Source organism: Streptomyces blattellae (assembly GCF_009709555.1).
GTDB classification, from domain to species: Bacteria; Actinomycetota; Actinomycetes; order Streptomycetales; family Streptomycetaceae; genus Streptomyces; species Streptomyces blattellae.
In genome coordinates this window covers 1-11,347 of sequence record NZ_WJBG01000181.1, presented here as the reverse complement: position 1 = coordinate 11,347, position 11,347 = coordinate 1, and the positions used below count along the sequence as shown (strand labels likewise).

The following is an 11,347-nucleotide window of genomic DNA, read 5'->3' as shown; positions in this document are numbered from 1 at the left end:
CCGCCTCCGCCGACGTCCCGCCTTCGCCTCCGCCTCCGCCGACGTCCCGCCTCCGCCTCCGCCGACGTTCCGCCTTCGCCTTCGCCTTCGCCTTCGCCTTCGGATCAGACGCCCTCGGTCGTCGACGGCCGAGGAGTGGATGGCTGGTGTGTGCCGAGAAGCAGTGCGCGTCGCAATGCGTACCTCCCTGCTCACCATCCCCTGAGAGGACACCGTCGTGTCTGCCGCAAGACCGCTCACCGCCCTGCGCATCCTCGCCGCCATAGCCGCGCTTCCCCTCGTGCTCACCGCCTGCGGCTACGGTTCCGAGTCCACTGACGACGGCACGCGGGCCGAGGTCGCTGCGGGCGCCGAGAAGCTGTCCGCCGACGAGGTGAAGATCGGCTACTTCCCCAACCTCACCCACGCCACCGCTCTGGTGGGCGTCCAGGAGGGTCTGTTCCAGAAGGAACTCGGCGGCACCACGATCAAGTCCTCCACCTTCAACGCCGGCCCCTCCGAGATCGAGGCGTTGAACGCCGGGTCCATCGACATCGGCTGGATCGGCCCCTCCCCCGCCATCAACGGTTACACCAAGTCGAACGGCAAGAACCTGCGCATCATCGGCGGCTCCGCCTCCGGCGGCGTGAAGCTCGTCGTCAACCCGGACAAAATCAAGACCGTCGACGACGTCAAGGGCAAGAAGATCGCCACCCCGCAGCTCGGCAACACCCAGGACGTGGCGTTCCTCAACTGGATCGCGGACCAGGGCTGGAAGGTCGACGCCGAGAGCGGCAAGGGCGACGTCTCGGTGGTCCGCACCGACAACAAGATCACCCCGGACGCCTACAAGTCCGGCTCCATCGACGGCGCCTGGGTGCCGGAGCCGACCGCGTCCAAGCTGGTCGCCGAGGGCGCCGAGGTACTGCTCGACGAATCGACGCTGTGGCCGGACGACAAGTTCGTGATCACGAACATCATCGTGTCGCAGAAGTTCCTCAAGGAGCACCCGGACGTCGTCGAGGCCGTGCTGCGCGGCTCGGTGAAGACCAACGAGTGGATCAACGCCCACCCGGAGAAGGCGAAGGACGCCGCCAACACGGCGCTGAAGGAGCTGTCGGGCAAGGAGCTGCCCGCCGATGTCATCGACCCGGCCTGGAAGTCCATCACCTTCCTCGATGACCCGCTGGCCTCCACCCTCAACACCGAGGCGAAGCACGCGGTCAGGGCCGGTCTGCTGGAGGAGCCCGACTTGAAGGGCATCTACGACCTCGCACCGCTCAACAAGGTCCTCAAGGCCGAGGGCGAGGACGAGGTCGACGACGCCGGTCTCGGCGCCCAGTAGCCGAGCAACCCGCACAAAGCAACCCGACCCGATGAGTTCCCAGGAGGTGACGGCCATGGCCACCACTGCCGCCAAGACTGCCGAGGCTGCCGAGGACGCCACAGCGGTGACGCACGCCGCCCGTATCGAGCACGTCTCGAAGTCCTTCCCCGCGCCGGGCACGCCCGGCGGGCAGCAACTCGTGCTGGACGACATCACGCTCGATGTCGCACCCGGCGAGTTCGTCACCCTCCTGGGAGCCTCCGGCTGCGGCAAGTCCACCCTCCTCAACCTGGTCGCCGGACTGGACCGGCCGTCCAGCGGCTCCATCGGCACCGACGGCCGGCCCGCCCTGATGTTCCAGGAACACGCGCTGTTCCCATGGCTGACCGCGGGCAAGAACATCGAGCTCGCGCTGAAGCTGCGCGGGGTCCCGGGGCCGGAGCGCCGACCGGAGGCGGAACGGCTGTTGGACCTCGTACGGCTCCAGGGTGCGCACGGCAAGCGGGTGCACGAACTGTCGGGCGGCATGCGGCAACGCGTCGCGCTGGCTCGTGCGCTGGCCCAGGACAGCCGGCTGCTGCTGATGGACGAGCCGTTCGCCGCGCTGGACGCGATCACCCGTGACGTCCTGCACGACGAGCTGACCCGCATCTGGCAGGAGGCGGGACTCTCGGTGCTGTTCGTCACGCACAACGTGCGCGAGGCGGTGAAGCTGGCGCAGCGGGTGGTGCTGCTGTCCTCGCGGCCGGGGCGCATCGCCCGGGAATGGACCGTCGGCATCCCGCAGCCGCGCCGCATCGAGGACAGCGCGGTCGCCGAACTGTCCGTCGAGATCACCGAAGAACTGCGCAGGGAGATCCGCCGCCATGGCCAGCACTGACACCGGCGTCGACGCCAAGAAGGACGGCCCGTCCACAGCCGGGGAGCCCCGGGACCTGAACGACCTGGCGGGACTGGAGGCAGGGCTCGACGCGCTGGACTCGGTACAGGCCGGCCGTACGCCACTGCGCGAGACCCTGATACGCAAGGTGCTGCCGCCCATGTCCGCTGTCGCTCTGGTGCTGGTGGTCTGGCAGCTGCTGGTGTGGGCCGGGGCGGCCCCCGACTACAAGCTGCCCTCGCCCGGTGCCGTGTGGGACGAGGTGACCGACGCCTGGCTCCAGGGCACCCTTCTCGACTACATCTGGACCAGCGTCTCGCGCGGTCTGCTCGGCTTCCTGATGGCGCTGGCCATCGGTACGCCGCTGGGCCTGCTGGTCGCCCGGGTGAGGTTCGTCCGGGCGGCCATCGGCCCCATCCTGTCCGGCCTGCAGTCACTGCCGTCGGTCGCCTGGGTGCCGCCCGCCGTGATCTGGCTGGGCCTGAACGACTCGATGATGTACGCCGTGATCCTGCTCGGCGCGGTCCCGTCCATCGCCAACGGGCTCGTCGCGGGCGTCGATCAGATCCCGCCGCTGTACCTGCGCGCCGGACGCACACTGGGCGCGACCGGACTGCGCGGCGCCTGGCACATCGTGATGCCGGGGGCGCTGCCCGGCTATCTGGCGGGGCTGAAGCAGGGCTGGGCGTTTGCCTGGCGGTCGCTGATGGCCGCCGAGATCATCGCCTCCTCGCCCGATCTGGGCGTCGGTCTCGGCCAGTTGCTGGAGAACGGACGCAACAACTCCAGCATGTCGCAGGTCTTCTTCGCCATCTTCCTGATCCTGCTCGTCGGTATCGCCATCGATCTGCTGATCTTCAGCCCGCTGGAGCGGCGAGTGCTGCGCGGCCGGGGCCTGTTGGTCACCCGCTGAACGAACGGATCACCCTCGACACGGGTCTGAACGGGGCGCGTCAGGCAAAGGTGGCGTGGCTGGGCCCGGTCATTCGTCACCGAACGCGCACTCCCGCTCACGACCTCGTGCGCGAACAGCGGTCGTCGGGCACGTCCCTCCGCTACGGCGGCCGGCACGCCGAAACACACGCCGAGATGGTGCGCCTGTACGTCCGCGGGCAGCGCCCCATGGACGCGCTGTGCAACATTGGCCACAGACCGCGCCGCCTCCACCTCCACCTGCGCCTCCGCCGAACTCCGCACGTGAAACAGGGGGTGAGACCGTCTCCTCAGGGCGCGGAGTCCGGCCAGGCCCCGTCGTCCTCCATCAGCTCCAGGTCCGGCGGCACGAGCGTCGTCGACTCCACCAGCCCCTTGAGCAGATTGTGCAGCAAGGCGTTGCCGCAGCCCCGGCCCTGCGACTTGTCGTACAGCAGTGGGTAATGGAAGCCGGCGCGATCCAGACGGCGGCGTACGTCCTCGACCCGGCACTCGATACCGCGCTCGTTCCATCGTGCCTCCGGACGGAGGTGCGCGAGTTGCATGGCGGCCATGGCGTACGTCAAGGGCCGCGGGCTCTCCTCGTACAGCAGGTACCGCTGGCCGAGGACGACCAGCAGCAGCCGTTCGTCGTCGTCGAGCGGCCAGGTCACCGGCCGTACGGCTGCTCCGGCGTAGCGGTGCGACACCGGCCACGGGTCGTCGTGGCCCGTCACATACAACTCGACCAGGTGCTGGTGGGAGCCGCTGCCCATCACGAACGCGGGGGTGTAGCCGGTGGCGAGCGGGATCGGCTCCGTGCTGTGGTGCAGCATCCGGCCGCGGGGCAGCCGGACGGTCGTCGACCTCGGCAGCTCCGTGGTGAATGCGCGCGATGACAGCCCGGGAACGCTGGACAGCGCCCCCGTGCCGCCCGCCGCCCTGTCGCCTTCCACCTTGGTCAGCTGCTCCGAGGCGGGCGACCTGAAGGTGTGGCACCAGCCGCTCACCTGCACGGAACCATCGATGACGATCCTTGATGTGCCGCCGACCCGCGACGCTCCCGTGCCCGACGAGCTCATGTCCCAGCGGATGGCACTCGTCGGCGATGTCGGCTCGGCGCCGATAGCGCGGCTGTCGCCGAGAGGCGACGTGCTGGCCGTGGGATCGGCAGGACCCCTGGGTCTGATCACCCTTTACGACCTCACCACCCTCACCCTGTGCCCTTCATAGCCCGGCCCATGGGCCTGATGACCCATCAAGAACTGGCGCACGTGACCGCGGTGCTGGAGAACCCGGGGCTCGGCGAGGAGTCCCCTACGACGCTGACGCTGCTGAGGGCCTGCCTGGAGCACCGGTACCGGCACGACGTGGGCATCGGGGAGGCGGCGGGTACGGCGGTCGCGGGGAACTTCGAGATCGAGCTGGGCGAGGTGTAGGAGGCGGATGGTGCTCAGCACGGAAGGCGCCGCCCGGATGGTGCGGCGGGTGACGCGGCGGCGGGTGGACGGATCCCGGCGGCTCCGCACCCGGCGGGGGTGCGCGGAGGGTGATCCGGCCGCGCAGGAGGCGGTACGGGCCGTGGCCGCCCATCTGTCCGGGGCCGAGGCGCGGGAGCTGTCGGCTGCCGCACCGAAGGAGCCCGCCGACGCCGCCGCGCGCCCGGCCCTCATCGGGCAGGCGCCCGGAGCCGGGCGCTGGATCCGGAGGGGTCGCTGCCGGCCCTGGCCTCTCGGGCGGCGTCCGCGGACCTGCGGGAGCGGCTGAGTACGGCCATGGCCGCCGACGGTGACACCGACGTCATCCGAGTGGTGGCCACCGGCGACGGCCAACGCGAACGCATCGCCGGGATGTCGTACGACGAACTCGACCACCTCGGGCACCTCGGCCACCGAGGCATATGCGCCAGCCATTGAAGAGTGGCCGGTCGTCTGCCCCGGGTCATCCTCGGGTCGGCCCACGCATGCGCTGCTGTTCCGTGGCCACCTGCCTGCCGCTGCCCAGGCCCGTGCGGCAGTCGCGGCGAGGGCGCCGGGCCGCGCGATGGCACGCTCGCCCGTTGGCCTACAGCCCCGGGTCCCCGAAGGGCAGCGCGTCCAGGTCCCCGTCGAAGTCCCCTGCGTCCAGGAAGGCCAGGTCCAGGGGATGGGGCGGCGGCGGTTCCTTGCGGCTGTCGGGGCCCAGCAGGGCCTGTTCGGTCCAGATGCACTTTCCGGTCGGGGTGTAGCGCGTGCCCCAGCGCTGGGAGAGTGCCGTGACCAGTTGCAGGCCGCGGCCTCCCTCGTCGGTCTCCGTCGCGCGGCGGATGCGGGGCATCGTCAGGCTGCCGTCGAAGACCTCGCAGATCAGTTCGGCGCCGTGCAGCAGGCGCAGGCGGACCGGGCCCTTGGCGTGGCGTACGACATTGCCCACAAGTTCGCTGGCCAGGAGCTCCGTGGTGGGGGTCAGGCCGTCCAGTCCCCAGGCGGAGAGCTGCTCGCGGACATGGCGCCGGGCCTGGCCGGCCGCCTTCGGGTCCTCGGGGAGCGGCCAGGAGGCGATCCTGTCGCCGGTCAGGGCGTGCAGCCGGGCGATGAGGAACGCCGCGTCGTCGGCCGTCTGGTGCTCGGCGGGGAGCAGACCGTCCGTCAGGGTGTCGCACAGACGTTCCAGGTCCGCGCCGGTGCCGTCCTCGTGGGCGGTGCGCAGGAGCCGGGCCAGATCCGCCATGCCCTCGTCGATCTCGCGCTTCGCCGACTCGACCAGGCCGTCGGTGTAGAGCACGAGCAGGCTTCCCTCGGACACCGTCAGCTCGACCGTCTCGAACGGCGGCTCCGCCGCGCCCAGCGGCGGGTCGGCGGCCAGCTCGGGGAAGTGCACGGTGCCGTCGGGGCTGACCAGAGCGGGCGGCGGGTGCCCGGCGCGGGCGATGGAGCAGATCCGGGTGGTGGAGTCGTAGAGCGCGTACAGGCAGGTGACGTACGACTCCTCGCCCATGCCGCCGACGATGTCGTTGAGGTGGCTCATGATCTCGTCGGGGGGCAGTTCGAGGTCGGCCAGGGTGTGCACGGCGGTGCGCAGCCGGCCCATCGTGGCCGCCTCGGGCAGGCCGTGGCCCATGACGTCGCCGACGACGAGGGCGACCTGTCCGCCGGAGAGCGGGATGATGTCGTACCAGTCGCCGCCCACGTCCATGCCCTGCCCGGCGGGCAGGTAGCGGGCGGCGGCCGTGCAGGCGGGCAGGTCGGGCAGGCCACGGGGGAGCAGGCTGCGCTGGAGTGCGCGGGACCGGCCGTGCTCCTCGTCGTAGAGCCGGGCTCTTTCCAGGGCCTGCGCGACGAGCGCACTGATCGTGGTCAGCAGGGTGCGCTCCTCGTCGGTGAGGCGGCGCGGGCGGTCGAAGGAGAGCACGCAGATGCCGAAGGTGTGCCCGGACGCGGTCAGCGGCAGAAACGCCCAGGCCTGTTTGTCGGCGTGGCCGGGCAGGTCGGCCCGTCCGGGGTAGCGCGAGACGAACTCCTGCGGGGAGGAGAGGAACAGCGGCGTGTCGGCCAGGATCGCGTCCCAGATCGGGTTGGGCCGCGCCCGCTCCCGGCTGTCGAGCCGGTCGAGGAAGTCTTCCGGGTAGCCGACGGACCCGACGTTGTGCAGCCGGTCGCCCTCGCGGACCTGCACCACGAGTCCGGTGGCGGCGAACGGCGGCAGCACCCGTCGGGCGACCGCGTCCACCACGTCCCGTGAGGTCGTCGCCTTGGCGAGTGCCGTGGTCAGCTCCGCGATCCGGGCCGCCCGTTCGGACGCGGCGCGTTCGGCCGCCCGGTGCTCCTCCGCGAGGCGCCGCTTCTCGGTGACGTCGGTGAAGTAGAGGGTGCTGCCGTCGGGTCCCGGGACGAGCCGCACGTGGTAGCGGCGCTCGGTGCCCGGCATGTGTACGTCGAAGCCGGCGGGCTTCTCCTCGGCCGCGGCCCGTCGGCAGTTGCTCTCCAGGCCGGGGACCTGCCGTGCGCAGGGCAGGTCCCACAGCATGCGCCCGAACAACTCCTCCTCGGAGTAGCCGAGCATGCGTTCGGTCACCAGGTTGGCGAAAGTGATCCGCCACTCGTTGTCCACCGCGAGGAAGGCGTCGCTCATGTGGCGCAGGGCACGGCTGAGCGCGTCACGGGCGGTGCGGGGCTCGTTGCTGTCCCACCCGACGCCGATCATCCGGTGGGCTTCGCCCTGTTCGTCGTACGTCGCTCTGCCGCGGGCCTGGGTCCAGCCCCACGTACCGTCCAGTTTGCGCACCCGGTACTCGGCCTCGTACACGCCGTGGTCCCGGATCGCCCGCTGCGCCGCCGCCAGCGTGGGAGCGAGGTCGTCAGGGTGGACGATCCTCATCCAGTTCTGGATCTCGCCGGTGAAGTCCTCGGGTCTGGTGCCGTAGAGCTCCATGGCAGCCTCGTCCCATATCAGGTCGCCGGTCTGGATGTTCCAGTCCCACGAGCCGACGCTGACCTCCTTCATCGCCTGCCGAAGGCGCTCACCGCTCAGCTCCGTCTGCGAAGGCCCGGACGGCGGCGGCGCGTGAACGATGCGCTCCTCGGTCCAGGCGACGACGGCCCGCAGGAAGTCCCACTGCTCCGGGGTGGGCTCGCCGCCGTCGCCCATCACGAGGGTGAGTGCGCCGATGCTGCGGCCCCCGTTGGACACCGGCAGGGCGGCCAGGCCCGTGCCGAGCCACCTGCCGTGCGCCGCCTCCGCCGTTGGGGCGGCAGGATCAGGAGAGTCGGCGGCCTCGGTGGCTTCCATCGGCACCCACACGCCACTGCCCTGGTGCAGGGCACGGGCCGGGGCCAGCGGGCCCTCCTGGTCGATGATCTCCCAAGGGCGGGTGAGGGCGGCTGGAAACCCTGCCGCCGACACCAGACGCAACGCGGACATGGGGCCGCGCAGATGAACTGTTCCCCCCAGGGCACCCAACTCGCCGACCGCATGCTGGAGTGCCAGCCGGAAGATCTCGCTTTCCGTGACACCGGGGGCCACCGTGCTCAGCAGAGTCAGCCGTGCGTTCATGCCGGGGACCTTATCGTTCTCATCTCGATCAAAACATTGCTTCACGGGATTCTCTCGCTCAACTCCGGACCCTGCGGTGTAACGCGGGTAACGCCCGGGTTCCGTGTAACGCGCCTCCCCACGGGCAGCCTGGCGGCATGGATATCGGCGTCTTCATTCCCATCGGCAACAACGGCTGGCTCATCTCCAGGAGCTCCCCGCAATACATGCCCACTTTCGAACTGAACAAGGCCATCGTGCAGAAGGCCGAGGAACACGGGCTCGACTTCGCACTGTCCATGATCAAACTTAAGGGGTTCGGTGGCGAGACGGAGTTCTGGGACCACTGTCACGAGTCGTTCACCCTGATGGCGGGCCTGGCCGCCGTGACCGAGCGGATCAAACTCTATGCCTCGACACCCATACTCGTACTGCCGCCGGCGATCGTCGCACGCATGGCCGTGACGGTCGACTCGATCGCCCCCGGCCGGTTCGGCGTCAACATCGTCACCGGCTGGGCGCCGGGCGAGTACTCCCAGATGGGCCTGTGGCCCGGTGACGAGCACTTCACCAGCCGGTACGCGCGGGCCGTCGAGTACGTCACCGTGATGAAGGAGCTGTGGAGCGAGGGCGTCAGCAACTTCAAGGGCGAGTTCTACGAGATGGACGACTGCGTGCTGTCCCCCCGGCCGGCGAACGGGCACATTGACATCGTTGCCGCCGGTCAGAGCAACACCGGAATGAGGTTCGCCGCCGAGCACGCCGAGTACAACTTCATCCTGGGCAGCGGCGTCAACACCCCGCTCGCGCTCTCGGACAGCACGGCCACCCTCGTGGACGCGGCGCGGGAGACCGGCCGCGATGTCGGAGCGATGTCGCTGTTCATGGTCATCGCGGACGAGACCGACGAGGCCGCCCAGGCGAAGTGGAAGGACTACCACGACAACGCCGACCGGGCGGCGCTGGCGTACATGGCGGGGGAATCGGCCACGGACAAGACCACCGACGAGTCCTCGACCGCCCGGACCATCTCGCTGCCCGAGGGCGCCGTGAACTTCAACATGGGCACGCTCGTCGGCTCGTACGAGTCCGTCGCGAAGATGCTCGACGAGGTCGCCGGGGTTCCCGGCACCAAGGGGATCATGCTGGTGTTCGACGACTTCCTCGATGGCCTGGAGAACTTCGGCACGCGCATCCAGCCGCTGATGAAGTGCCGGTCGTGAGGGCCCGCTCATGACCGGTTCCGCGCAGGAGGACTACGAGCGTGCCGGGTTCGGCCGGCACCTCGACCCCGGCGCCTCCCCGGCCCTGGTCCTGGTCGACCCCGCCCGCGCCTACGTCGACCCGGACTGTCCCCTCTACGCCGGAGCCGGCGCCGAGGCGGCGGTCGAGCCGATGAAAGCCCTGCTGGCCGGCGCACGCCGGGCGGGTGTCCCGGTGGTCGTCACGCGGGTACGGCTGCGAGCCGACGGCAGCGACGGCGGGGTCTTCTTCCGCAAGGTGCCCACGCTGCGGGCCTTCACCGAGGGCAGCCCCTTCGGCGAGTTCATCGACGGACTGGCTCCCGCGCCGAACGAACTGACCGTGACGAAGCAGTATCCGAGCGCCTTCTTCGGTACCGCCCTCGCCGCCTTTCTCACCGCCGACAGGATCGACACCCTGATCATCGGCGGGCTGTCCACGAGCGGCTGTGTCCGCGCCACCGCCCTGGACGCCATGCAGCACGGGTTCATACCCGTCGTCGTCGAGGACGCGGTGGGCGACCGGGACCCGGACGTCCATGCGGCCAACCTCTTCGACATCAGCCACAAGATCGGCGAAGTCTGGCCGCTGGCGCGCGCCGCCGACTATCTCGCGGGGATCGGGGCAGGTGAACGGAGTTGAGATCTGCGGTGGTCGCGGGGAACCCGAAGAAGGGGTCGCGCACCCTGGACGCGGCGACGAGGCTCGCGCAGGAGATCACGGGGCGGGCGCCGGACACGGTCGTCGACGTGATCACCCTGGGTCCGGGACTGCTCGGCTGGGGCGATCAGGCGGTGTCCGACGCGGTGCGCGCCGTCGCCTCGGCGGACCTGGTCGTCGTGGCCAGCCCGACGTTCAAGGCGACCTACTCCGGCGTTCTCAAGCTGTTCCTCGACCAGTTCGCGACCGGCGACGGGCTGCGCGGGGTGGTGGCGGTACCCCTCATGCTCGGCGCCGGGCCCGCCCATGCGCTCGCCCCGGACGTGCTGCTCAAGCCGGTGCTCGTGGAACTGGGCGCCATCACCCCCGCGCCCGGCCTGTACCTTCGCGACAGCACCTATACGACCGACGGCGCAATCACCGGCTACACCGCCCGCTGGGCCCCCGTACTCACCGCCCTGTCGGGAACCCAGCGGGGAGAGACCTGACGGTCGGGCCCACGCCCCGGACGGAGGCCGCCCCACCTGCCGTTCAGCACCGCCGGTGATCGAAGCGAACCCCGGTCAGCGTGAGGCCGTGCAGGGCGTGGGCTACGCGGCGTCGGTGGGCGGGCGGACCGGGACCCTGGCTACTCGCCGCCGACACTGGCACGGACCCGGACCTGCGCCACACACCGCCGAAGGTGACGCAGACCGGGACCTGGACCACACACCGCCAAAGGCGACGCGGACCCGGACCTGCGCCCACACACCGCCGAAGGTGACGCGGACCCAGACCTGCGCCACACCGCCAACGGTGACGCAGACCGGGACCTGGACCACACACCGCCAAAGGCGACGCGGACCCAGACCTGCGCCACACACCTCCGGCACTGGCACGGACCCAGACCTGCGCCACACACCGCCGAAGGTGACGCAGACCAGGACCTGGACTACACACCGCCAACGGTGACGCGGACCGGGACCTGGACCACACGCCGTCGATGGTGACGCGGACCGGGGCCGGGGCCATGGCGGCCAAGGGTCTGCCCGCGCCCGTTCTTCGGCGCAGCAGCCGGTCGCGCTGGCTGCCGGCGACGCCGACCTGTCGATCGCCGACGGCAACGTCGAAGGAACGGCCCGCCACCTGATCGCCGACCGCCTCGACATCACCGGCACCGGCAGCCGAGGGAGCGTTCGCGGAGCCGGAGCCGTCCGCATGCGCTACGCCGTCGTCCGCACCGGCGCCTGCTCGGCCTGCGCCCCCGAGAGGGAAGGCGAGCGCCTGTCCCCCACCCCCCGACCAGGACCACGACGAGCTTCAGCCCTGACCGACGGTCTCACCGCAGGAAAGCCGGA

The 11,347-nt window shown here is 70.5% G+C and carries 12 protein-coding genes; 10 read left to right on the top strand and 2 right to left on the bottom strand.

What is annotated here, in order from left to right:
* The first annotated feature begins 217 nt into the window (after positions 1-217).
* Genes GFH49_RS23230 through GFH49_RS23220 form a run of 3 tightly spaced genes read left to right on the top strand, consistent with a single transcriptional unit; the run spans position 218 to position 3,099 of the window.
* Positions 218-1,324, top strand: coding sequence for an aliphatic sulfonate ABC transporter substrate-binding protein (locus GFH49_RS23230; RefSeq protein WP_155058015.1), 1,107 nt, complete (start codon positions 218-220; stop codon positions 1,322-1,324).
* A 31-nt stretch (positions 1,325-1,355) separates the two neighbouring features.
* Entirely contained in the window at positions 1,356-2,186 is an 831-nt protein-coding gene (locus GFH49_RS23225; RefSeq protein WP_408055945.1) for an ABC transporter ATP-binding protein, read from the top strand.
* Positions 2,173-3,099 carry an ABC transporter permease gene (locus GFH49_RS23220; protein WP_155058013.1) on the top strand — a complete coding sequence of 309 codons (927 nt, stop codon included), beginning with the start codon at positions 2,173-2,175 and terminating at the stop codon, positions 3,097-3,099. The genes GFH49_RS23225 and GFH49_RS23220 overlap by 14 nt, the downstream gene beginning before the upstream one ends.
* Before the next feature lie 310 nt (positions 3,100-3,409).
* On the opposite strand, the gene GFH49_RS23215 is transcribed toward GFH49_RS23220, so the two are convergent.
* Complete coding sequence (locus tag GFH49_RS23215) at positions 3,410-4,108, bottom strand: FHA domain-containing protein (protein ID WP_230396447.1); 699 nt, start codon at positions 4,106-4,108, stop codon at positions 3,410-3,412.
* A 16-nt stretch (positions 4,109-4,124) separates the two neighbouring features.
* Here GFH49_RS23215 and GFH49_RS23210 point away from each other — a divergent pair, with 16 nt between their 5' ends.
* Genes GFH49_RS23210 through GFH49_RS23195 form a run of 4 tightly spaced genes read left to right on the top strand, consistent with a single transcriptional unit; the run spans position 4,125 to position 5,014 of the window.
* Positions 4,125-4,331: a hypothetical protein gene (locus GFH49_RS23210; protein ID WP_155058012.1), complete on the top strand. Its 207-nt coding sequence runs from the start codon at positions 4,125-4,127 to the stop codon at positions 4,329-4,331.
* Complete coding sequence (locus tag GFH49_RS23205; protein ID WP_155058011.1) at positions 4,319-4,537, top strand: hypothetical protein; 219 nt, start codon at positions 4,319-4,321, stop codon at positions 4,535-4,537. Before GFH49_RS23210 ends, GFH49_RS23205 begins: the two co-directional genes overlap by 13 nt.
* Before the next feature lie 7 nt (positions 4,538-4,544).
* Positions 4,545-4,865 (top strand): hypothetical protein, encoded by a 321-nt coding sequence (locus tag GFH49_RS23200; protein ID WP_155058010.1) that lies wholly within the window; start codon positions 4,545-4,547, stop codon positions 4,863-4,865.
* A gap of 8 nt (positions 4,866-4,873) precedes the next feature.
* Positions 4,874-5,014 (top strand): hypothetical protein, encoded by a 141-nt coding sequence (locus GFH49_RS23195; protein WP_155058009.1) that lies wholly within the window; start codon positions 4,874-4,876, stop codon positions 5,012-5,014.
* A 148-nt stretch (positions 5,015-5,162) separates the two neighbouring features.
* On the opposite strand, the gene GFH49_RS23190 is transcribed toward GFH49_RS23195, so the two are convergent.
* Positions 5,163-8,129, bottom strand: coding sequence for a SpoIIE family protein phosphatase (locus tag GFH49_RS23190; protein ID WP_155058008.1), 2,967 nt, complete (start codon positions 8,127-8,129; stop codon positions 5,163-5,165).
* Between the two features lie 137 nt (positions 8,130-8,266).
* Between GFH49_RS23190 and rutA the strand changes: the two genes are divergently transcribed.
* From rutA to GFH49_RS23175, 3 genes are read left to right on the top strand one after another with little or no spacing between them, the layout of a single operon-like run.
* Complete coding sequence (gene rutA, locus GFH49_RS23185) at positions 8,267-9,331, top strand: pyrimidine utilization protein A (protein WP_155058007.1); 1,065 nt, start codon at positions 8,267-8,269, stop codon at positions 9,329-9,331.
* Positions 9,332-9,341: 10 nt separating this feature from the next.
* The gene (locus GFH49_RS23180) at positions 9,342-9,992 is read left to right on the top strand and encodes an isochorismatase family protein (RefSeq protein WP_155058006.1); all 651 of its coding nucleotides are present in this window, start codon (positions 9,342-9,344) and stop codon (positions 9,990-9,992) included.
* Positions 9,989-10,498, top strand: a complete 510-nt coding sequence (locus GFH49_RS23175) for an NADPH-dependent FMN reductase (RefSeq protein WP_155058005.1) — start codon at positions 9,989-9,991, stop codon at positions 10,496-10,498. The genes GFH49_RS23180 and GFH49_RS23175 overlap by 4 nt, the downstream gene beginning before the upstream one ends.
* The last annotated feature ends 849 nt before the right edge of the window (positions 10,499-11,347 follow it).

Coding starts and splice junctions, on each gene's coding strand:
- GFH49_RS23200 (WP_155058010.1), top strand. CDS start 4,545: ATGGTGCTCAGCACGGAAGGCGCCGCCCGGATGGTGCGGCGGGTGACG.
- rutA (WP_155058007.1), top strand. CDS start 8,267: ATGGATATCGGCGTCTTCATTCCCATCGGCAACAACGGCTGGCTCATC.
- GFH49_RS23210 (WP_155058012.1), top strand. CDS start 4,125: ATGACGATCCTTGATGTGCCGCCGACCCGCGACGCTCCCGTGCCCGAC.
- GFH49_RS23225 (WP_408055945.1), top strand. CDS start 1,356: ATGAGTTCCCAGGAGGTGACGGCCATGGCCACCACTGCCGCCAAGACT.
- GFH49_RS23190 (WP_155058008.1), bottom strand. CDS start 8,129: ATGAACGCACGGCTGACTCTGCTGAGCACGGTGGCCCCCGGTGTCACG.
- GFH49_RS23180 (WP_155058006.1), top strand. CDS start 9,342: ATGACCGGTTCCGCGCAGGAGGACTACGAGCGTGCCGGGTTCGGCCGG.
- GFH49_RS23195 (WP_155058009.1), top strand. CDS start 4,874: ATGGCCGCCGACGGTGACACCGACGTCATCCGAGTGGTGGCCACCGGC.
- GFH49_RS23220 (WP_155058013.1), top strand. CDS start 2,173: ATGGCCAGCACTGACACCGGCGTCGACGCCAAGAAGGACGGCCCGTCC.